Origin of the sequence: Streptomyces sp. HUAS TT11 (assembly GCF_051553595.1) — a bacterium.
Taxonomy (GTDB): Bacteria; Actinomycetota; Actinomycetes; order Streptomycetales; family Streptomycetaceae; genus Streptomyces.
This window is the reverse complement of record NZ_CP196184.1, coordinates 3,001,506-3,022,707: the sequence shown is the minus strand read 5'-3', so window position 1 is coordinate 3,022,707 and position 21,202 is coordinate 3,001,506. Positions and strand designations below refer to the sequence as shown.

Genomic DNA, 21,202 nt, shown 5'->3' with positions numbered 1-21,202 from the left:
GGACCCCCGCCATGAGCACCCCTGCCGCCGACGGCTTCCGCATGCCCGCCGAGTGGGCCCCGCACGAGCGCACCTGGATGGCGTGGCCGGGACCCAACCCGACCTTCGACGACCCCGAGGCCCTGGCCGCCTCCCGCGCGGCGTGGGCGTCGGTCGCCCGCGCCGTCCGCCGCTTCGAACCGGTCACCGTGGTGTGCGGACCCGGCCGGTCGGCGGAGGCCGGGGCGCTTCTGGGCCCGGGGATCGACACCGTCGAACGCGATCTCGACGACGCCTGGATGCGTGACATCGGCCCCACCTTCCTCACCGACGGCACGGGCCGACTCGCGGCCGTGGACTGGACGTTCAACGGCTGGGGGGCCCAGGGCTGGGCCCGCTGGGAGCACGACGCGAAGATCGGCGCGTTCGTGTCGGACCTCGCCGGCGCGCGGACGTACGCCTCGGAGCTCGTCAACGAGGGCGGCGCGATCCATGTGGACGGAGAGGGCACGGTGCTGCTCACCGAGACCGTGCAACTCGGCTCCGAACGCAATCCGCACTGGACGAGGGAGCAGGTGGAGGCGGAGATCCACGCCCACCTCGGTACCCGCAAGGCGATCTGGCTGCCGCGCGGCCTCACCGCCGACTACCCGCCGTACGGTTACGGCACCCTCGGCCATGTCGACATCGTCGCCGCCTTCGCCCGTCCCGGCGTGGTGGTCGCCCACCACCAGCCGGACCCGGCGCACCCCGACCACGAGGTGACGAAGGAGGTCATCGGCCTCCTGAGATCCGCCACCGACGCCCGGGGCCGGCGCCTGGAGGTCGTCGAGGTGGCGGCCCCGACGGTCCTGGAGGCCGACGGCCACTGGGCCGACTACTCCTACATCAACCACTACCTCTGCAACGGCGGGGTCGTGCTGTGCGGTTTCGACGACCCGCGCGACGAGAACGCGGCCGGGATCTTCCGCCGCCTGTTTCCGCGGCGCACCGTCACGCTCGTCGACGCACGGGCGATCTTCGCTGCCGGGGGCGGGATCCACTGCATCACCCAGCAGCAGCCCAGCACGGTCCTCGGGTAGAACGGACGGGTGAACGTGATGCTCAGCGCCACCTGTGCGGGTCGGCCTGCCGAGGCGGTCCGCCGGCTCGACACGGTGCACCGCGCTCCCGTCCGGGACGGCGAGCCCGGCGCGGGCGGCCGGTGGTGCGGACCGGCGAGTGTCGTCGGCTCCGAGCCCCGGCCGGAGGCCTTCGGCCTCGGCGGCCACCGCGGTGCGAGCGCCCGGCACGCGGCCTGCCGCCCGTGCTCCTGCGGGTCCGAGGACGCCGTAGCGGCGCCCGGTCGCACCGGCGGACCCAGGACCCGGCCCGCCCCGGACGCCGTCCGCCCGGCCGCGGTGCAGCACGAGGAGGCGACCGGATGACCCGCAGCCGCCAGGCCGCCCCGCCCCGCGAGGACGTCCTCGCCGCCGCGATGGAGATGATCGCCGAGCGCGGTCTGGAGAAGCTCACCATGGCGGCGCTCGGACGCGAGGTCGGCATGAGCAGCGGCCATCTGCTCTACTACTTCCGCTCCAAGGACGAACTGCTGTTGCGCACCCTGGAATGGAGCGAGGGCCGGCTCGGCGCCGAGCGTGGACGGCTGCTCAGCCGCGACGCCCCGGCCGGGGAGCGGCTGGACGCCTATGTCGACCTCTACGTCCCCGGCGGCCACCGCGACCCGCACTGGACGCTCTGGCTGGAGGTCTGGAACCGCTCGCAGAACGCGGACGACGACGCCCGCGACCGGCAGGCGGCCATCGAGGGCGCCTGGCACCGCGATCTGGTGGCGCTGCTGGCCGAGGGGGTGTCGAGGGGCGAGTTCCGGCCCGTCGACGCGGACCGCTTCGCGGCCCGGCTGCGGGCCCTCCTCGACGGATTCTCCATCCATGTGGCGATCGGCCTGCGCGGCACGGACCGGGAGCAGGTCCTGCGGCATGTACGGGAGTTCCTGGACGACACACTGGGGGATCCGGCGCCCGCGGACGGCTGATCAGGCGTCCGGGGCGTACGCCGGCGAGCGGCGCACCCGCCGTGGCCGCGGGCCGCGACGCCGCGGTTTGCCGCTGTCCGGGGCGGCCGGAATGCGGCTGCTCGACCGGCGCACGGGCCGGTCGGCCGCGATGGGCCCGGCCGGCTCCCAGGCGGTGCAGGAGCGGTGTGCGCCGGGGCCGTGCCGCGGTGTCCGGCTCGACCACCGGCCGATCCCGGCCCCGGCCACGCCGACGGCGCGGAGGACGTCTTCGTACGTCGGCCGAGGTGATCCGGACCGCCGTCCTCGTGAACGCAATGAACGAAACCCGAGGCGCTCTTGTCGCATCCGCGAACGCCCGGCACGTTACGGCCCATGGGACGAGAGCATTGGAAGAGGATCTGGATCGGCTCGGCGGGCAACATGGTGGAGTGGTACGACTGGTTCGTCTACGCCAGCTTCGCCACCTACTTCGCCGGGGCGTTCTTCCCGGACGGAAACCCCACGGCCCAACTCATGAACACGGCGGGCATCTTCGCCGTCGGCTTCTTCATGCGTCCGGTCGGCGGCTGGCTGCTCGGGCGGGTCGGTGACCGCAGAGGGCGCAAGGCCGCGCTGACCCTCACGGTCACGCTGATGTCCGCCTCGGCGGTCCTCATCGCGATCGCACCGACGTACGCCGTCGCCGGATACGGCGGCGTTCTCGTGCTGCTCGTCGCCCGCCTGCTGCAGGGCCTCTCGGTGGGCGGCGAGTACGCGGCCAGCGCGACCTACCTCACCGAGGCGACCGACCCGAAGCGGCGCGGTTTCGCCTCCAGCTTCCAGTACGTGTCGATGACCGCGGGCCAGATCGTCGGACTGGGCCTCCAGATCGTCCTGCAGCGCACGCTGTCCGACGACGCCCTGCACAGCTACGGCTGGCGCATCCCGTTCGTGGTGGGCGCGCTCGGCGCCGCGGTGGTCTTCTATCTGCGGCGGAACATGCTGGAGACGGAGGTCTACGAGGCCGACGAGAGCGGTGGTGAGGAGCGCGGCACGCTGCGCGCGCTGTGGCGGCACAGGCGCGAGGCGTTCCTGGTGATCGCGTTGACCATGGGCGGCACGGTCGCGTACTACACCTACACGACCTATCTCACCAAGTACCTGTCGAACTCGGCGGGCCTGTCCAAGGAGACCGCGACCCTCGTCTCCTTCACCGCGCTGATCGTGTTCGCCTGCCTCCAGCCGCTCGCCGGACGGCTCTCCGACCGCATCGGGCGCCGCCCCCTGCTGATCACCTTCGCGGTGGGCTGCACGTTCCTGACCGTGCCGATCATGACGATGCTCAAGAACGCGGGCAGCTTCTGGCCGGCGCTCGGTCTGTCCCTGCTGGCGCTGGTCGTGGTCACCGGGTACACCTCGATCAACGCCTGTGTGAAGGCCGAGCTGTTCCCGACGGGTGTCCGCGCCCTGGGGGTCGCCCTGCCGTACGCCATCGCCAACGCGCTCTTCGGCGGCACGGCGGAGTATGTGGCGCTGTGGTTCAAGAACGCGGGCGCCGAGTCCGGCTTCTACTGGTACGTGGCGGGCTGCGCGGCTGTGTCCCTTGTGGTCTACCTCACCATGCGGGAGACCCGGGACCTCGATCTGACGCGGATGACGGCCTCCGAGACGTCCACCCTGACGACCGCATCCTGAGACGGCGGGTGAGCGCGGGGGTGGAATGTGCCAGACTTCCCTCGTGCTCTCGTTCGCCATGATTATTGGCAGCAGGCGCGCCGGTCCGCAGTGACCGCCACGTACGACCAGGTACGGGCGGCCATCGTCGTCCTCGACCCGCGCGCAGACCTCTCGCACCCGCGAGAGGTTTTTCGTTTTCCTGGCCCACCTTCAGCCGGGAACCCTGCGCGAGGGACCATAGGGGGACGGTGGAACCGGTCATTCCGGTAGACCGAGATCCAAAACAGGAGCCTTCAGACCATGACGGAAACCAGCGAGCTCGACGACTCGTTCCACGTCTTCGACACGACGCTGCGCGACGGCGCGCAGCGGGAGGGCATCAACCTCACCGTCGCGGACAAGCTGGCCATCGCACGGCACCTGGACGACTTCGGCGTGGGCTTCATCGAGGGCGGCTGGCCCGGCGCCAACCCGCGGGACACCGAGTTCTTCGCCCGCGCCCGGCAAGAGATCGAGTTCCGGCACGCCCAGCTGGTCGCCTTCGGCGCGACCCGCCGGGCCGGCGGCAAGGCAGCGGAGGACCCGCAGGTCAGGGCGCTGCTGGAGTCGGGCGCGCCGGTGATCACCCTGGTCGCCAAGTCGCACGACCGGCACGTCGAACTGGCCCTGCGCACCACGCTCGAGGAGAACCTCGAGATGATCCGGGACACGGTCTCCCATCTGCGGGCCGAGGGTCGCCGGGTCTTCGTCGACTGCGAGCACTTCTTCGACGGCTACCGGGCCAACCCCGAGTACGCGAAGGCGGTGGTCCGTGCGGCGTCGGAGGCGGGCGCGGACGTGGTCATCCTCTGCGACACCAACGGCGGCATGCTGCCGGCACAGGTCCAGGCCGTCGTGTCGACGGTCCTGGCGGACACCGGAGCCCGGCTCGGCATCCACGCCCAGGACGACACGGGGTGCGCCGTCGCGAACACCCTCGCAGCGGTCGACGCGGGCGCCACGCATGTGCAGTGCACGGCCAACGGGTACGGCGAGCGGGTGGGCAACGCGAATCTGTTCCCGGTGGTGGCGGCCCTGGAGCTGAAGTACGGCAGGAAGGTGCTTCCCGAGGGCAGGCTGCGCGAGATGACCCGCATCTCGCACGCGATCGCGGAGGTGGTCAACCTCACGCCGTCCACGCATCAGCCCTACGTGGGCGTCTCGGCCTTCGCGCACAAGGCGGGCCTGCACGCCTCCGCCATCAAGGTGGACCCCGACCTGTACCAGCACATCGCCCCCGAGCTGGTCGGCAACACCATGCGGATGCTGGTCTCCGACATGGCGGGTCGTGCGTCGGTGGAGCTCAAGGGCAAGGAACTGGGGGTGGACCTCGGGGGCGACCGCGAGCTGGTCGGCCGGGTCGTGGAGCGGGTCAAGGAACGCGAGCTCGAGGGCTACACGTACGAGGCGGCCGACGCGAGCTTCGAACTCCTTCTGCGCGAAGAGGTGGCCGGCAGGCCCCTGCGCTACTTCCGCACGGAGTCCTGGCGGGCCATCGTGGAGGACCGCCCCGACGGCACCCACGCCAACGAGGCCACGGTCAAGCTCTGGGCCAAGAGCGAGCGCATCGTCGCGACGGCGGAGGGCAACGGCCCGGTGAACGCCCTGGACCGCGCCATGCGGGTCGCCCTGGAGAAGATCTATCCCGAGCTCGCCGTCCTGGACCTGGTCGACTACAAGGTCCGCATCCTGGAGGGCAAGCACGGCACCCACTCCACGACCCGCGTGCTGATCTCCACATCGGACGGCACGGGCGAGTGGTCCACGGTCGGTGTGGCGGACAACGTGATCGCCGCGTCGTGGCATGCGCTCGAGGACGCCTACACCTACGGCCTGCTGCGGGCGGGCGTGGAGCCGGCCGAGTAGCCGGACGGACCGGATCGGGACCGAGGGGTGCGGGTGGCACCCCTCGGCCCCGCGTGGGTCACTGCAGATGCCACTTCTGGTTGGCCGCGCCCGTGCACGACCAGATCTGCGCGCGTGCCCCGTTCGCCGACGAGTTGTCGGTCACGTCGAGGCACTTGTTCGCCGCGACGTTGACCACGTCACCCGTCGCCGAGTTGTACGACCACTGCTGTGCGCCCGTACCGTTGCAGTCGTACAGCTGGACCTTCGCGCCGTTCGCCGTCGAAGCCGCCATCACGTCCAGGCACTTCCCCAGGCTCTGTACGGAACCGTCGCTCCGCACCGTCCAGTTCTGTGCGCCCGTGCCGTTGCAGTCGTACAGCTGCACCGCCGTCCCGTTCGCGGACGAGGCGCCCGCCACGTCGAGGCACTTGCCCGCGAGCCCCACGAACGCCCCGGACCGGTCACCGCCACCGGACTGGGTGCCCGACCAGGTGAACGTCGCCGAGGTCTTGCCCGGCAGCGAGTACGTCGCGTGCTGCGAACCCCAGTTGATCGTCACGGTCTTCGCCGAGGACGCGTCGTTGTAGGCGATCAGCGCCTTCGAACCGTCCGGGTTCCGCCACGCCACGTTCGGCACCGCGGAACTCGCCGTGGAGGCGACGCGTTGCGCGCCCGGCCGGACGAACTTCGTCAGATGGCCCATCGTGTAGTACTCGACCGTGTAGTCGACCGTCCCGCTCGCACCGTCCCCGTTGTGGACCGTGATCAGCCCCGTGCAGGTACCGCAACCTCCGTTGTGCGGCCCCATGTTCTGATCCACCGCCAGCGACCACTTGGTCACCGACTTCGCCCAGTTCCGTGTGTAGTCGACGATGTTGAGCATGTCCTCGCGCTGCTGATTGGCGATCCAGGTGCCGCCGGAGTGCTCCGTGCCGAACGCGTCCAGCTGCGGGTACTGGTTGTGCACGGTCGTCTGCTTGGTGACGTCACCTCCGTACCCGTGCCAGGCGATGCCGCCGAAGTTCGGGTGCGAGCGGATCGCCGCGTCGTCCACCGTCTGCGCCGCGTACGCGTCGTAGGTGTCCCAGTTCCAGTCCTGCGCCAGGACCTTGGTCGTCAGGCCCGCCGCCTGGAGCTTGGGCAGCAGCTCGTTCTTGGTGAAGTAGGCGAGCCCCGACGCATTCCAGCTCATCGACGGGTAACCCGAGCAGCACGTCGGCTCGTTCTGGGCCGTGACGTAGGAGACGGGGACGCCCTGGTCGCGGTAGCCCTGGAGGTACTTCACGAAGTAGGAGGCGTAGGCGCCGTAGTCCTCCGCCTTCAGCCAGCCCCCGTTGAGCTGTCCGCTGTCCTTCATCCAGGCGGGCGCCGTCCACGGGCTCGCCATCACCGTGAGCGAGGGGCTGAGCTGGAGCGCCTGCCGGGTCAGCGGCACCACGTCCGCCAGGTCGTGCGCGATGGAGAACTTCGTCAGATTCGGGTCCGACTGCCCGGCCGGGACGTCGTCGTACGTGTATCCGAAACGAGCCAGGTCGGAGGCGCCCATCGGATTGCGCAGGAACGAAAGGCCGATGCCGTCCGACGGGGAGAACAGCTTCCGCATCGTCGCGTCCCGGGTCGACTGCGACAGCGCTCCGCTGCTGTTCATCAGCCAGGCCGCGGTGTCCGTGAAGGAGGCCCCGCCGCCGGTGAACGTCTGGTACCGGGTGTTCTCGTCGACCGTGATGTTCTCGCCGCCGCCTCCGGTGCCCGACTGGAAGGCGAACGGGGTCTGGGCCTGCAGCCCGCGTACGACATGGCGCCCGCCGGCGTCGTCGGTCGTGGTGAGCCAGGCCGTGACCTGCTCCCCGGCGGCCTGTGCCGGCGCGGTGCCCGCAACGGTGAGTCCGGCCGTGGTCAGCAGCCCGGCGAGGAGCACATGAACCGCGCGCAGGGGTCTTCTCATGGTGCGCCGCCCTTCTGGGTGTGGGGGATGGGAGGCGTGCGAGGCGTGAGTAAATGACGGCGGAGGGGTGCCGTCAAGGGGGTGCGCGTTCAGTTTCCGAAGGAACAACGCGCTTGATTCCCACGGGACTCAGGTCTGTACCTGTTCTGGTGTGAAGCCTTGACGCCTTCCCGGTGCACCAGTTAACTCACGCCGTGATCTAAGTCGTAAGTTCACGTTCGGGACCACAAGAGCCAAGGGGAAGGTCCATGCGAAGAACCGCCCTGCTCGCCTCCGCCACCCTGCTCACCGCCCTGCTCCCGCTCACCGCCGCCGGTTCCGCGTCCGGCGCGGACGAACCGGCACCCGTCCCGGTGGACCGCTTCGAAGGCGAGGTGCCGTTCGCGAACCAGCCCGCCGACGGCATCTTCACCTGGGGCGGGGACACCGACGACCCGCCCGCCCTGCAGCTCACCGATCGTGCCGACGCCCCCGAGGGCGCCAAGGTCCTCTCCGGCACCTACGAGATCAGCGGCTACGGCGGCTTCACCCACGACTTCGCCGCGGACCAGCCGGCCCACGACTGGTCCGCCCACAAGGGCATCCGGTTCTGGTGGGACGGCCAGGACAACGGCAAGAAGATCGCTTTCGAGATCAAGGACGGCGGCGCGAACGGCGAGGCGTCCGAATTGTGGACCACCTCGTTCACCGACGACTTCACCGGTTGGAAGCAGATCGAGATCCCGTTCGCCGACTTCACTTATCGCACGGACTACCAGCCGGTCGGCGGTATCGACCATGTCCTCGGCCTCACACAGATGTGGGGATACGCCCTCACCCTCCCCGTCGGGGTCAAGGGGCAGTTCGCCATGGACGACCTGGAGTTGTACGGCAAGGCCGACCAGTCCCTGCGGGCCTCCGTCACCACGGACTCCGTCGTCTACCCGGTCCGCGAGGGCGGCACGGCGCAGGTGAAGGTCTCCGTCGCCACGATCGGCTCCGCCCCCATCGACGAGCCGGTCACCGTCGCGTACGAGGCGGGCGGCGGCACGGCCGCGTCCGGATCGGACTACGTCCCCGTCAAGGGAACGATCACCTTCCCCGCCGGCACGGCCTCCGGAACCAGCCGGACGGTCCAGGTCGCCACCCGCAAGGACAAGGCCGCCGAGTCCGCGGAGACGGTGCCGCTCAAGCTGACCGTCACCGGCGCCAAGGCGCCCGCCGAGACCCCCGAGGTCGTCATCGACGCCCACGGGCTGCCGTACCTGGACAGCAGGCTGCCGGTGCGCAAGCGCGTCGCCGACCTGCTCTCCCGCATGTCCCTGGAGGAGAAGGCCGGTCAGATGACCCAGGCCGAGCGCGCCGGCCTCACCTCGCAGGGCGACATCGCGACATACGCGCTCGGCTCGCTGCTGTCCGGCGGCGGCTCGACCCCTACGCCCAACACCCCCGAGGCATGGGCGAAGATGATCGACTCCTTCCAGCTCAGGGCGCAGGCGACCCGGTTCCAGATCCCGCTGATCTACGGCGTCGACGCGGTGCACGGCCACAACAACCTCGCGGGCGCGACGATCATGCCGCACAACATCGGCATCGGTGCCACCAGAGATCCGCAACTCGCCGAGAAGACGGGGGCGGTGACGGCGAGCGAGGTGCGCGCCACCGGCATCCCCTGGGACTTCGCGCCCTGCCTGTGCGTCACGCGCGACGAGCGCTGGGGCCGCAGCTACGAGTCCTTCGGTGAGGACCCGGCGCTCGTCGAGTCCATGGAGACGGTGATCCAGGGCCTGCAAGGACGCGCGGACGGCCGGGACCTGGACCGCGGCGACAAGGTCCTCGCCACGGCCAAGCACTTCGTCGGCGACGGCGGCACGGAGTACGGCTCGTCCACGACCGGCTCGTACACCATCGACCAGGGCGTCACCAAGGTCACCCGGCAGCAGCTCGAGGCCGTCCATCTGGCCCCGTACCGGACCGCGGTGGACCGGGGCATCGGCACGGTCATGCCGTCGTACTCGTCGCTCGACGTCCTCGGCGACGGGCAGGGCCCGGTGAAGATGCACGCCAGGGCCGACATGATCAACGGTGTGCTGAAGGGGCGGATGGGCTTCGACGGGTTCGTCATCAGCGACTGGAACGCCATCGACCAGCTGCCCGGCGACTACGCGTCCCACGTCGGCACGGCGGTCAACGCCGGCGTCGACATGATGATGGTGCCGTACACGTACAAGGACTTCAGCACGACCCTGATCGACGAGGTGAAGGCGGGGCGCGTCAGCGGGAAGCGGATCGACGACGCGGTCGCGCGCATCCTCACACAGAAGTTCAAGCTCGGCCTCTTCGAGCACCCGTACGCCGACACCAGCGGTGCCGACGAGATCGGCTCCACCGCCCACCGGGCCGTGGCCCGGCGGGCGGCCGCCGAGTCCCAGGTGCTGCTCAAGAACGCGAACGGCGTGCTGCCGCTGAAGAAGAGCCAGAAGGTGTACGTCGCCGGGTCCAACGCCGACGACCTCGGCAACCAGACCGGCGGCTGGACCATCACCTGGCAGGGCGCGTCCGGTGACCACACCCAGGGAACGACCGTCCTGCAGGCGATGCGCAGGGCCGGGGGAGACGTCACCTACTCCAAGGACGCCTCGGCGCCCCTGAACGGTTACGACGTCGGCGTGGTCGTCGTCGGGGAGACCCCCTACGCAGAAGGCGTCGGCGACGTCGGCAACGGGCATTCCCTGCAGTTGTCCGCCGCCGACCGGGCTGCCGTGGACAAGGTGTGCGGCGCCATGAAGTGCGCGGTGCTGATCGTCTCCGGACGTCCGCAGCTGATCGGCGACCGGCTCGGCGAGATCGACGCCCTGGTCGCCTCCTGGCTGCCGGGCACCGAGGGCGACGGCGTCGCGGACGTGCTCTACGGCAAGCGCCCGTTCACCGGACAGCTTCCCGTGACCTGGCCGAAGTCGGAGACGCAGCTGCCGATCAACGTCGGTGACGCGTCCTACGACCCGCAGTTCCCGTACGGCTGGGGACTGACCACGCTCACCGGGGTCCCCGAGGGGAACGTGGTGACCCTGAAGGCGCTGGCGCTCGCGGCGACGGTGGCCGAACGGGCGGGCTCCGCGCAGGCGGGCCGCGACATCGTCACCAGGGCCCGGCTGCTCGTCCAGCAGAAGGTGGGTTCCGCACTCACCGCGTCGGTGGCCGCACCGTTCGCGGATGCGGACCATCTGCTGCTGACCGGGAAGTACGCGGCGGCGGTGGCGAAGCTGACCGAGGCGTACCGGGCGGCGGGCTGACCCGTCCCGGGAGGGGCGGTGCCCGGAGTGCACCGCCCCTCCCGGACGACCCGTTCCGCCGCCTTCGGGTAGCGTCGAAGTATGAAGGTCGTACTGGTCAAAGGGCTCGCCATACCGCTGGTCGCCCTGCTCATGGCGGCCCTGACGGTGCTGTACGGGGGTGTGCCGCGCGCGCAGGCGGCGACGGACGTCTCGACCGTCGCCACGGCGCTGCGCAAGGGACCGGTCTACGTCGATCCGGCGGCCTCCGGACAGCTGTCCGTCCGGGACGCCGACGCCCTCGCGAAGAAGATCAAGGACGCCGGCAAGCCGGTATTCGTGGCCGTCCTGCCCGCCGACTACCCCACGCGGAACCTCTTCGCCGACCTCCGTACGGCCACCGGCATCACCGGTCTGTACGCGATCCGCCTCGGTGACCGCTTCGACGCCCGGGCCGACTCCTCGGTGCTGCCCCGTACCGCGGTGCAGAACCTGGTCACCAGCGTGCAGGGCGAGTCCGTCAAGGCCCAACTCGACGACTTCACCGACCGGGCGCTCGCCAACGTGGGCGGCCGTGCCCCGTCGACCTGGGGCGGCTCTGCCCGCGACGGCGGGGTCTCCTCCACCGCGCTGATCACGGTGGCCGTGGTGCTCGTGGCCGGTGCCACGGGGGCCTACGCGCTGGTGCGGCGCAACCGGCGCCGCCGTGACGAGGAGCAGCGGGCCGCACTGGAGAAGCTGCGGGTCGTGGTCGACGAGGACATCACGGCCTTCGGCGAGGAACTGGACCGGCTCGACTTCCATCCCGGCGAGCAGGGCGCGGACGACGCGATGCGCGAGGACTACGAACGGGGGCTGAACGCCTACGACCGGGCCAAGTCCGCCATGGCCGCGGCCCAGCGTCCGGAGGACGTGAAGGCCGTCACCCAGGCGCTGGAGGACGGCCGCTTCTCGCTGGCGGTGCTCGCCGCCCGTCGCGAGGGCCGCGCACTGCCCCAACGCCGGCCTCCCTGCTTCTTCGACCCGCGCCACGGCCCGTCCGTCGCCGATGCCACCTGGACGCCGGCGGGCGGTGCCGCGCGCGAGGTCCCGGTCTGCGCGGCGGACCGGGCGCGGCTGGCCGACGGCCGTGATCCAGCGATCCGCGAGGTGGACACGGAGTACGGCCGCCGTCCGTACTGGGACGCGGGTCCCGCCTACGGGCCCTGGGCGGGCGGTTACTTCGGCGGCGGCATCCTGCCCGGACTGCTGGTCGGCACGCTGCTCGGCAGCATGATGGCCACGCCGTCCTACGCCGCCGACTACGGCGCGGGGTACGGCGATTTCGGCGGCTACACGGGAGGAGACGTCTCGGGCGCCGACTTCGACCCCGGCGACTTCGGCGGCGGCTTCGGCGACGGAGGGGCGGGGGGCTTCGGCGGCGGGGACTTCGGCGGAGACTTCTGAACCGGCCGGCGGCTCACGGCCGGTCGCCGGGCGGGTCCTCGTGCGCGAGCCGCTCCATGAGCGCGCTCGCCAGGGTGAGCACCCCGCGTTCGGTGTCGCCGAGCGAAGCAAGGGCCGCGGCGAGCCGGGCGTCCCGGCCGGCCATGTCCCGCTCCGGCGCACGGCGGCCGTGTTCGGTGAGCCTCAGCACGGACTGACGCCGATCGACGGTGCCGGCCTCGCGTGCGATCAGCCCCTCGGCCTCGAGTTCGGCGAAGACCCGGGTCGACGACTGCGGCCGCTGCCGCTCGGTCGCGGCGATCTCGCCGGGCGTCGCGTGCCCGTGGCGGCTGAGATGCCCGAGCACCCCGAGTTCGTTGGGGCTGAGACTCCCCTCACCGCGCTCCTGCCGCAGACGACGGCCGAGCCGCACGACGCCGCGTCGAATGGCGGCGATCGCCGTCGGTGCGCTGTTGTCGGTTGCCGCGGCCTGGTGGTTGCTGCCCGTGCCGAACCGGCGCGCGACGGCCGGTGCACACCGCCGGTTCGCACCGCGGTAGCCGGGGCGGCACAAGGGCCGTCACCCGAGAACGCCGACGACCCGCCCTCCGGTCGCGGGGCGACGGGGGACGGGCTTATGGCCGGGCTGCCCGGAAGGGGGGCGCGGCTGGGCCGGCGGGTGTTACGCCTGCTTGATCGCCGAGATGTCGAAGACCAGCTTGATCTTGTCCGAGACCAGCACGCCGCCCGTCTCGAGAGCGGCGTTCCAGGTCAGGCCCCACTCGGAGCGCAGGATCTCCGACTTGCCCTCGAAGCCGATGCGCTCGTTGCCGAACGGGTCCTTGGCGGCGCCGTTGAACTCAAGGTCGATGGTGATCTGCTTGGTCGTACCGAGAATCGTGAGGTCACCGGTGATCCGGTAGTCGTCGCCACCGAGGGCCTCGGCCTCGGTGGAGCGGAACGTCATCTCGGGGTGCTCGTCGGTCTTGAAGAAGTCGGCGCTCTTGAGGTGGCCGTCGCGGTCGGCGGAGCCCGTCTCGATGCTGTCCATCTTGACGTCGATCGTGGCGGTGGACTTCGACGGGTCGGAGCCGTCCAGGTTCAGCGTGCCCTCGAACTCCTGGAAGCCGCCCTTGACGTTCGTGACCATGGCGTGGCGGGCCACGAAGCCGATCGTGCTGTGGGACGGGTCCACCGTGTACGTGCCGGTGAGTGCGGCGAGGTCGGGGTTCACCGCGGCGGAGGTGCTGGTGGTGTCGGTGTTCTTGCGGCCGAAGATGCCCATGATGACGTGCTCCTTGGGGACGGTAGGTCAGCGATCCTGAAGATGTTCAACCTTCAACGATGTCAACATGGACGACCGTAGACCTATTCCATTCAACTTTCAACATCATCCGGCCTGTGTCGCGGGCGTCACGTCCCGCGGCGCCTCCGCCCGCGGGTGCCGGCCCGGTCGACCTGTGGTGCGTCCGTCGCCCGGACCCCGGCGGCACGACCGCCGGGCGGCAGTCCGGCTGCGGCCCGCGACGGCGAAATCCCGTACGGGGCCGCTGAGTTCGGCACATTACAGGTACACCGATCCGCGGTCACCCCCGGAGCGGATCCCGTCCGGGCCGGATGAGTCGTGGACCCGCCCGCCGCCCGGTTCCGGCGGACGGGTAGGGTGTGCGGGCCGGACGGGCCGTGTATGGGTGTGCTCATTCGCGACAGTACGCCGGACCCCCTGGGTGAGTCACCCGTTCGGGCGAGCCTGGGAAGATCGTCGGTGGACCCCCGGTACGGTCGTCGTGAATGTCCGGCCGACCGTCCGAGCCGTGCCGCACGAGCCGCCGTTCGGGGCTCCGTGTCACCCCGGGGATGGCATGTGCGACCCCTCGATGTGAGCCGGCTCTCGGGTGAGCGCTTTGTGAAACCTCCACAACGCTCAGGCCCTCCAAGCAGTCAGATGGACTGCATCCGGCTCGGATTCTGTTCAGTGGTACCAGGAAAACGGGCCTGAGACTGTACGGAGTCGACGGCCCTCTTTGCTTGGTGGACTTCGTAAGGTCGCTACATGACCGTTTTGGACGAGGCTGTAGATTCCGGAAGCGAGCCCACGGATGCGCGCGGGCGGGTGGCGGAGCTGCACGAGATCCGTGCGCAGGCTGTGGCCGGGCCCAGTGAGAAGGCGACCGAGGCGCAGCATGCCAAGGGCAAGCTGACGGCGCGGGAGCGTATCGAACTGCTTGTGGACGCGGGTTCCTTCCAGGAGGTCGAGCAGCTGCGGCGGCATCGGGCGACCGGGTTCGGGCTGGAGACCAAGAAGCCGTACACCGACGGTGTGGTCACCGGCTGGGGCACGGTGGAGGGCCGGACGGTCTTCGTGTACGCCCATGACTTCCGGGTCTTCGGCGGTGCGCTGGGCGAGGCCCACGCCACGAAGATCCACAAAATCATGGACATGGCGATCGCGGCGGGTGCGCCGCTGGTGTCGCTGAACGACGGTGCGGGTGCGCGGATCCAGGAGGGCGTCAGCGCGCTCGCCGGGTACGGGGGCATCTTCCAGCGCAACACCCGGGCCTCGGGTGTGATCCCGCAGATCTCGGTGATGCTGGGCCCGTGTGCGGGTGGTGCGGCCTACAGCCCGGCGCTGACCGACTTCGTGTTCATGGTCCGGGAGACATCGCAGATGTTCATCACCGGCCCGGACGTGGTCAAGGCGGTGACGGGTGAGGAGATCACCCAGAACGGTCTGGGCGGGGCGGATGTGCACGCCGAGACCAGCGGGGTGTGCCACTTCGCCTACGACGACGAGGAGACGTGCATCGCAGAGGTGCGCTACCTGTTGTCGATGCTGCCGCAGAACAACCGGGAGAACCCGCCGCGGGTGGAGTCCGCGGACGCGGTCGACCGGCGCAGCGAGGTGCTGCTGGACCTGGTCCCGGCGGACGGCAACCGGCCCTACGACATGGCCAAGGTGATCGAGGAGATCGTCGACGACGGCGAGTACCTGGAGGTCCACGAGCGCTGGGCGCGGAACATCATCTGCGCGCTGGCCCGCCTGGACGGCCAGGTCGTCGGGATCATCGCCAACCAGCCCCAGACCCTCGCCGGTGTGCTGGACATCGAGGCGTCGGAAAAAGCTGCGCGGTTTGTGCAGATGTGTGACGCTTTCAATATTCCGCTGGTGACCTTCCTGGACGTTCCGGGGTTCCTGCCCGGTGTCGACCAGGAGCACGGCGGGATCATCCGGCACGGCGCGAAGCTGCTGTACGCCTACTGCAACGCGACCGTGCCGCGGATCTCGCTGATCCTGCGGAAGGCGTACGGCGGTGCGTACATCGTGATGGACAGCCAGTCCATCGGGGCGGACCTCACCTACGCCTGGCCCACGAACGAGATCGCCGTGATGGGCGCGGAGGGCGCGGCGAACGTCATCTTCCGCCGCCAGATCGCCGGTGCCGAGGACCCGGAGGCCATGCGGGCGCGCATGGTCAAGGAGTACAAGTCCGAGCTGATGCACCCGTACTACGCGGCCGAGCGCGGACTCGTGGACGACGTCATCGATCCCACCGAGACCCGCGAGGTCCTCATCAAGTCCCTCGCGATGCTCCAGTCCAAGCACGCGGACCTGCCCTCCCGCAAACACGGCAACCCCCCGCAGTAACCGAGCGGACCCGCCGCGGCAACCCCGCGGACCTCTCTCTCACGGAGACTGACACCCATGGACATCCCTGATATCCGCGTCGAGAAGGGCCACGCCGAGCCCGAGGAAGTGGCCGCCATAACGGCCGTCCTGCTCGCCCGTGCGGCCGCCCAGTCGTCCACGACGGCCCAGACCCACCGCGGCCGGGCCAAGGCCGGCTGGCGCCGTCTGGAGCGCGAGCCGGGCTTCCGGGCCCCGCACAGCTGGCACGGCTAGGCCGCGCCCGCCCCTCAGCGCCCGTTTCCCGAAGGGCCCCTCCGCTCGCGGAGGGGCCCTTCTCGGTGTGGGGGTCCTGCCCGTGGCCGGGACCCGAAGAAAAATCCCCGTGCCCCGGAAGGGGCACGGGGAACCGTGTGATCAACCACCTCGGGGCCGCGGCCGGCGCATTACCGGGACCTTCGGCGGCGATGTCACCCGCCTAGCGCAACCGGGCCATCAGCGCGTGCTCGACCAGGGTGATCAGCGTCGACTTCGCATCGGCCCGATGTCTCGCGTCGGTCGTGATGATCGGGGCGTCCGGGCCGATCTGCAGTGCCTCGCGGACCTCTTCGGGGTTGTACGGCTGGTTGCCGTCGAAGCCGTTGAGGGCGATGACGAAGGGCAGGCCGGAGTTCTCGAAGTAGTCGACCGCGGGGAAGCAGTCGGCGAGGCGGCGGGTGTCGACCAGGACGACGGCGCCGATGGCGCCGCGGACGAGGTCGTCCCACATGAACCAGAAGCGGTCCTGGCCGGGGGTGCCGAACAGGTACAGGATCAGGTCCTGGTCCAGGGTGATGCGGCCGAAGTCCATGGCCACCGTGGTGGTGGTCTTGTCCCCGGTGTGGGTGAGGTCGTCGATGCCCGCCGAAGCAGACGTCATGACGGCCTCGGTGCGCAGCGGGTTGATCTCCGAGACAGCGCCGACGAACGTGGTTTTGCCCACGCCGAAGCCGCCCGCCACCACGATCTTCGCGGAGGTGGTGGAGCGGGAAGGACCGCCGCTAGAGCTTGCGAAGTCCACTGAGCACCCTTTCGAGCAGTGTCACGTCTGGCTGGCCGCCGGCGTTCTCGTCGCCGCCGGGTTGATGGATGGCGACCAGGCCCGCCTCCGCCAAGTCGGCGACGAGGATCCTGGCCACGCCGAGAGGGATCGTCAGGAGCGCCGAGATCTCGGCCACCGACTTGATCTCCCGGCAGAGGTGGCAGATCCGCTGATGCTCGGGCAACTGGCCCTGCATCTGGTGCGGCTGCGCGGTGGTGTGCACCAGCGCCTCGATGGCGAGCTGGTACCGCGGCCTGGTGCGGCCGCCCGTCATGGCGTACGGGCGCACCAGAGGGTTGTTCGACGAGCCCGCGGGCGCCGGCTCGGGAGCACGGCGCTGCGGTTGCACGGGCTGGATGCGCGGCGCGGGCGGCTGGTCGTACGGCGACGGACCGGGGCCCTGCGGACCCTGGGGCGCGTACGGCTGGCGCCGGTGGCTCGGCGTGGAGGGGAAGTTGTACCGGTTCTGCTCGCCCGGTCCCTGGCCCTGGCCGGGGCCGTAGGACCAGTTGCCCGAGGGCGAACCGCCTGGGGGTGTTGCCACGTTCTCTCCTCCTCCGACTGCGCCGGGCACCCATCCTTGTGGAAGCCGCGTCCCGAAACCTTACGGCCCCGGGACGCCAATACGCACCGTCCGTCTGTTAGTTGAGAAGGCTTCCCTGGAGCTCCGCACGAAGGTCCGGAGTCAGGACCGTACCTGCACGGTCCACAAGAAGGGCCATCTCGTACCCAATGAGACCGATGTCCGCCTCCGGGTGGGCGAGAACCGCGAGCGAGGAACCGTCGGAGATGGACATGAGGAAGAGGAATCCTCGCTCCATCTCCACAACCGTCTGGTTCACGCTACCGCCCTCGAAGATGCGGGAGGCACCCGCGGTCAGCGAGGTCAGACCGGAGGCGACGGCCGCCAGCTGGTCGGCGCGATCGCGGGGAAAACCTTCGGACATCGCCAGAAGGAGTCCGTCGGCGGAGACCACCACCGTGTGGGACACCCCGGGGGTGTTGTCCACGAAGTTGGTGATCAACCAGTTCAGGTTCTGTGCCGCCTGGCTCATCGGGCTCACACTAACGCTCCTGGTTGTAGGTGCTGTCAGGACCGAAGCCCTGGCCGTTCGTTTCACTACCTGCGTTGCGTCCCCGCTGGACGCCTCGGCGCAGGTTGCTCAGCCTGCCCCGCACGTCCTCGGGGGCGCGGGAGACCTGTGGGCCTCCCTGCGGGGTCGTCTCCGCCGCGCCCTCGATCAGGTTCGCCTTGGGCACCCGCCGGGGCAGACCGGAGGATGTGACCCCGCCCGCCTTCGGCTTCCGGACCTGGGACGCCTGCTGCCACCGCTGATCGTTGGCGGAGCGCCAGTCGCCGGCCGGCTCCGTGCCCGACGAGGGCTCCGGCGTCACGGACTGCGGCCGATCGGTACCGCCGTTCGCGGCGGCGCCGCGGCGGGGCAGTCCTGCATCGGTCAGGTCGTGGACGGCGGACGGTGCCGGTCCGGGACGGTCGAAGCCTACGCGGTCCTGCTCGCTCACGTCAGCGGCCTGCAAGGATTCCGTATCCGGAGCGTAACCACCGCGGTATGCGCTCCGGTACTCGTCCTGCTTCGGCCAGTCGTCCTGGTAGGGGGACTCGTCGAAGGCCGGGAACTGCTCCGGCGCGGTGCCCTGGTTCGCCGTCCGGTTGTCCTGGACCGGTTCCGCAAAAGCGGGCTCCGCGTAGCCGCCGGACGGGAAACCGTCACCCTGCGGCAGGCCGCCGTTCGGCGCGTAGTACTGCTCCTCGTACGTCGCCTGCCGGGGCTCCTCGTACGCCGCCGACGGGTCGTAGGCCGCCTGCTGCTCCTCGTACGGGTGCTGCCCGTTGCCGAAGGACGGTTCCTGTCCCTCGAACCCGTCCTGGTACGAGGGGCCGGACTCGGCGGCCTCCTCCGGGCGGCTGTGGCCCTGCGCCTGGGCCTCCAGGGCCGCACGGCGCTCCTCGCGCATCAGCGAGCGGCCGACGGGGTCCAGGTCGCGGATGTCGTCCGGGACCTCCACGTACTGGCTGTCGTCGAAGCCGAGCTCCGCGGCCGTACGCATCGGCAGCTGGGAGCCGAAGTTCTCACCCTGGAACTGCTGCTCGGGGATGATCTGCGAGACCGTGAACTCGTCGCGCTCCAGCGACTGCTCGCCGCCACCGCCGTGGGTGATGGCGTCCGGGAGCATGACCAGCGACGTGGTGCCCGCCTGCTCGCCGGAGGGCCGCAGCTGGACCCGGATGCCGTGCCGGTCCGACAGCCGGCCGACCACGAACAGACCCATGCGCTGCGAGATCGCGGCGTCCACGGTCGGCGGGTTGGCCAGCTTGTGGTTGATGTCCGCGAAGTCCTCGGCGGTCAGGCCGATGCCCTTGTCGTGGATCTCGACCATGACCCGGCCGTCCGGGAGACGGGTGGCGGTGACGCGGACCTTGGTCTGCGGCGAGGAGAACGTGGTGGCGTTCTCCAGCAGCTCGGCGAGCAGGTGGACGAGGTCGGTCACGGCGCGGCCGTGGATCTCGGCCTCCGGGACGCCCGACAGCTCGATGCGCTCGTACTGCTCCACCTCGGAAGATGCGGCGCGCAGCACGTCGATCAGCGGGACCGGCTGGTCCCAGCGGCGGCCGGGCTCCTCGCCGGCGAGGACGAGGAGGTTCTCGCCGTTGCGGCGCATACGGGTCGCGAGGTGGTCGAGCCGGAAGAGGTTCTCCAGCTGGTCCGGGTCCGCCTCGTTGTTCTCCAGGTCGGTGATCAAGGTCAGCTGGCCCTCGATCAGCGACTGGTTGCGGCGGGAGAGGTTGGTGAAGATCGCGTTGATGTTGCCCCGCAGCAGGGCCTGCTCGGCGGCGAGCCGTACGGCCTCGCGGTGGACCTGGTCGAAGGCCCGCGCGACCTCGCCGATCTCGTCGGTGGAGGAGATCGGGATGGGCGCGACGCGGGTGTCGACCCGACCCGGGTCGGTGCGCGAGAGCTGGTCGACCAGCATCGGCAGGCGCTGCTCCGCGACGCCGAAGGCGGCGTTGCGCAGCTGGCGCATCGAGCGGCTCATCTGGCGGGCCATGAGACCGGCCAGGACGAACGCGGCGAGCAGGGCGACGATGACGATGCCGCCGGTGATGAACGCGGACTGCTTGGCGTCGTCGGCGATGCCCGAGGCGTCCGTCACGGCCTTGTCGGCCAGGTCCGACTCGATCTGGCGGTAGGCGTTGTACTTGAGGGTGTTCACTGCCCACCAGTTGGCGGGTGTGACTCCCTTCGGGGCGAGCGCCGCGACAGCCGCAGACGTCGGGGCCTGCAGGGTGGCGAGCTGCTGGATCATGTCGTCGGGCGGCGGCACATAGGTCTGGCCGGCCTTCTTCGCGTTCTCGGCGGCCTGCTGCGCCAGGGCGGTGCCGTCGGCCTTCAGCTTGGCCGTGGCCTCCTGCAGCTTCTTGGCGTCCGCCGCGGTGCCACCCCCCTGGTACTCCTCGACGGCGATGCCCTCCAGATAGGCGTACGACGAGAGGGCGACACGCTGCTTGCCGAAGTTCTCGGGGTCCGGGCCCGGGCTGACCAGCAGGTGCATGCCGATCGAGCGCTCGAGGGAGAGCGCGGCCTTGGTGAGGGAGATGGCGTAGACCGTACGGCCGTAGCTGGTGATGTTGCCGGTGCCGAGGCCGAGCTCGTTGGCGAACTCCATCAGCGGGTGCGCGACCGCTACGTAGCTCTCTTCGGTCTTCACTCCGGGGAAAGCGGCGCCGTAGGCGCCCTTCCGCAGGTCCGGGAGCAGTTTTTCGGCGTCCCGGAAGATGCCGAGGCGGCGCTCGAGGCCCGCCTTGTGCGGCATGTTCTGCGCGGCGCGGTCGAAGGTGGCGGCGGCCGCGTCGGTGGCGTCCCGCACCTTCTTCACGGTCGCCTCGTTCGCGGCCTTGTCCTTGCCGGACGCGTTCTTGTCCAGCAGGGGTTGTGCGGAGATGTCGCGCTCCTGGTAGAGCGCGTCCGCGTAGGACAGCGACGCCTGTACCAGTCGTGCGGTGGCCTCCGCGTCCTGCGCCTGCTGCCAGGTGTCTATGGAGCTCTTCACCTGGAAGCCGCCCATGACCAGGCCCACCAGCACGGGTATGAGCAGGATCGCGTTCAGTCTCGTCGGCACGCGCCAGTTGCGCGGCGAGAAGCGGCTGCCGCTGGTCGGGAGCGCCGATGGCTCCGGGCCGGGCACGTGTGCGGGTGCCGCTCCGCGCGGCGGCGGGGTGAAGTTGCCCCGCGCCGACGGCTCGGGACCGTTCTTGCTTCGCCTCACTCGACCAACAACCTCTCGGCGACGGCACCTACGTCGTGCCGCGGTGTCT

16 protein-coding genes are annotated in these 21,202 nt (G+C 70.3%); 9 read left to right on the top strand and 7 right to left on the bottom strand.

Features of this window, described 5'->3' with window-relative positions; translation table 11 throughout:
- Positions 1-11: 11 nt before the first annotated feature.
- The 5 genes from ACSHXN_RS13495 (at position 12) to cimA (ending at position 5,557) form a co-directional block, all read left to right on the top strand.
- Positions 12-1,061, top strand: coding sequence for an agmatine deiminase family protein (locus tag ACSHXN_RS13495; RefSeq protein WP_355131786.1), 1,050 nt, complete (start codon positions 12-14; stop codon positions 1,059-1,061).
- Positions 1,062-1,070: 9 nt separating this feature from the next.
- On the top strand, positions 1,071-1,406 hold the full coding sequence (locus ACSHXN_RS13490; RefSeq protein ID WP_355131787.1) for a hypothetical protein: 336 nt from the start codon (positions 1,071-1,073) through the stop codon (positions 1,404-1,406).
- Positions 1,403-2,014 (top strand): TetR/AcrR family transcriptional regulator, encoded by a 612-nt coding sequence (locus ACSHXN_RS13485; protein WP_355131788.1) that lies wholly within the window; start codon positions 1,403-1,405, stop codon positions 2,012-2,014. Before ACSHXN_RS13490 ends, ACSHXN_RS13485 begins: the two co-directional genes overlap by 4 nt.
- Positions 2,015-2,368: 354 nt before the next feature.
- The gene (locus tag ACSHXN_RS13480) at positions 2,369-3,670 is read left to right on the top strand and encodes an MFS transporter (protein ID WP_355131789.1); all 1,302 of its coding nucleotides are present in this window, start codon (positions 2,369-2,371) and stop codon (positions 3,668-3,670) included.
- Between the two features lie 282 nt (positions 3,671-3,952).
- Positions 3,953-5,557 carry a citramalate synthase gene (cimA, locus tag ACSHXN_RS13475; RefSeq protein ID WP_355131790.1) on the top strand — a complete coding sequence of 535 codons (1,605 nt, stop codon included), beginning with the start codon at positions 3,953-3,955 and terminating at the stop codon, positions 5,555-5,557.
- A 58-nt stretch (positions 5,558-5,615) separates the two neighbouring features.
- Here cimA and ACSHXN_RS13470 read toward each other — a convergent pair whose 3' ends face one another.
- Complete coding sequence (locus ACSHXN_RS13470) at positions 5,616-7,484, bottom strand: ricin-type beta-trefoil lectin domain protein (protein ID WP_438303170.1); 1,869 nt, start codon at positions 7,482-7,484, stop codon at positions 5,616-5,618.
- Positions 7,485-7,732: 248 nt separating this feature from the next.
- On the opposite strand from ACSHXN_RS13470, the gene ACSHXN_RS13465 reads away from it, so the two are divergent.
- On the top strand, positions 7,733-10,756 hold the full coding sequence (locus tag ACSHXN_RS13465) for a glycoside hydrolase family 3 protein (RefSeq protein WP_355131792.1): 3,024 nt from the start codon (positions 7,733-7,735) through the stop codon (positions 10,754-10,756).
- Positions 10,757-10,837: 81 nt separating this feature from the next.
- Complete coding sequence (locus ACSHXN_RS13460) at positions 10,838-12,181, top strand: hypothetical protein (RefSeq protein WP_438303169.1); 1,344 nt, start codon at positions 10,838-10,840, stop codon at positions 12,179-12,181.
- Between the two features lie 13 nt (positions 12,182-12,194).
- Here the strand turns inward: ACSHXN_RS13460 and ACSHXN_RS13455 are convergent, their stop codons facing one another.
- Complete coding sequence (locus tag ACSHXN_RS13455; protein ID WP_438303168.1) at positions 12,195-12,734, bottom strand: MarR family winged helix-turn-helix transcriptional regulator; 540 nt, start codon at positions 12,732-12,734, stop codon at positions 12,195-12,197.
- 108 nt (positions 12,735-12,842) lie between these two features.
- Complete coding sequence (locus tag ACSHXN_RS13450; RefSeq protein WP_355131795.1) at positions 12,843-13,445, bottom strand: YceI family protein; 603 nt, start codon at positions 13,443-13,445, stop codon at positions 12,843-12,845.
- Positions 13,446-14,213: 768 nt separating this feature from the next.
- Here ACSHXN_RS13450 and ACSHXN_RS13445 point away from each other — a divergent pair.
- Together ACSHXN_RS13445 and ACSHXN_RS13440 are read left to right on the top strand one after the other, a co-directional pair.
- Positions 14,214-15,806: an acyl-CoA carboxylase subunit beta gene (locus tag ACSHXN_RS13445; RefSeq protein WP_355131796.1), complete on the top strand. Its 1,593-nt coding sequence runs from the start codon at positions 14,214-14,216 to the stop codon at positions 15,804-15,806.
- Between the two features lie 57 nt (positions 15,807-15,863).
- Positions 15,864-16,061, top strand: a complete 198-nt coding sequence (locus ACSHXN_RS13440) for an acyl-CoA carboxylase subunit epsilon (protein WP_355131797.1) — start codon at positions 15,864-15,866, stop codon at positions 16,059-16,061.
- 202 nt (positions 16,062-16,263) lie between these two features.
- On the opposite strand, the gene ACSHXN_RS13435 is transcribed toward ACSHXN_RS13440, so the two are convergent.
- From ACSHXN_RS13435 to ACSHXN_RS13420, 4 genes are all read right to left on the bottom strand, one after another.
- The gene (locus ACSHXN_RS13435; RefSeq protein WP_099502672.1) at positions 16,264-16,845 is read right to left on the bottom strand and encodes a GTP-binding protein; all 582 of its coding nucleotides are present in this window, start codon (positions 16,843-16,845) and stop codon (positions 16,264-16,266) included.
- A complete protein-coding gene (locus tag ACSHXN_RS13430) occupies positions 16,826-17,410 on the bottom strand; it encodes a DUF742 domain-containing protein (RefSeq protein ID WP_355131798.1) in 585 nt (194 codons plus the stop codon). The genes ACSHXN_RS13435 and ACSHXN_RS13430 overlap by 20 nt, the downstream gene beginning before the upstream one ends.
- 97 nt (positions 17,411-17,507) lie before the next feature.
- Positions 17,508-17,921, bottom strand: a complete 414-nt coding sequence (locus ACSHXN_RS13425) for a roadblock/LC7 domain-containing protein (protein WP_030948713.1) — start codon at positions 17,919-17,921, stop codon at positions 17,508-17,510.
- Positions 17,922-17,931: 10 nt separating this feature from the next.
- On the bottom strand, positions 17,932-21,153 hold the full coding sequence (locus ACSHXN_RS13420) for a sensor histidine kinase (RefSeq protein ID WP_355131799.1): 3,222 nt from the start codon (positions 21,151-21,153) through the stop codon (positions 17,932-17,934).
- Positions 21,154-21,202: the final 49 nt, after the last annotated feature.

Bases quoted from the DNA above. Each gene is read 5' to 3' on its own strand.
- ACSHXN_RS13485 (WP_355131788.1), top strand. From the start codon at position 1,403: ATGACCCGCAGCCGCCAGGCCGCCCCGCCCCGCGAGGACGTCCTCGCC.
- ACSHXN_RS13470 (WP_438303170.1), bottom strand. From the start codon at position 7,484: ATGAGAAGACCCCTGCGCGCGGTTCATGTGCTCCTCGCCGGGCTGCTG.
- ACSHXN_RS13445 (WP_355131796.1), top strand. From the start codon at position 14,214: ATGACCGTTTTGGACGAGGCTGTAGATTCCGGAAGCGAGCCCACGGAT.
- ACSHXN_RS13465 (WP_355131792.1), top strand. From the start codon at position 7,733: ATGCGAAGAACCGCCCTGCTCGCCTCCGCCACCCTGCTCACCGCCCTG.
- ACSHXN_RS13425 (WP_030948713.1), bottom strand. From the start codon at position 17,921: ATGAGCCAGGCGGCACAGAACCTGAACTGGTTGATCACCAACTTCGTG.
- ACSHXN_RS13450 (WP_355131795.1), bottom strand. From the start codon at position 13,445: ATGGGCATCTTCGGCCGCAAGAACACCGACACCACCAGCACCTCCGCC.
- ACSHXN_RS13480 (WP_355131789.1), top strand. From the start codon at position 2,369: ATGGGACGAGAGCATTGGAAGAGGATCTGGATCGGCTCGGCGGGCAAC.
- cimA (WP_355131790.1), top strand. From the start codon at position 3,953: ATGACGGAAACCAGCGAGCTCGACGACTCGTTCCACGTCTTCGACACG.
- ACSHXN_RS13440 (WP_355131797.1), top strand. From the start codon at position 15,864: ATGGACATCCCTGATATCCGCGTCGAGAAGGGCCACGCCGAGCCCGAG.
- ACSHXN_RS13495 (WP_355131786.1), top strand. From the start codon at position 12: ATGAGCACCCCTGCCGCCGACGGCTTCCGCATGCCCGCCGAGTGGGCC.
- ACSHXN_RS13460 (WP_438303169.1), top strand. From the start codon at position 10,838: ATGAAGGTCGTACTGGTCAAAGGGCTCGCCATACCGCTGGTCGCCCTG.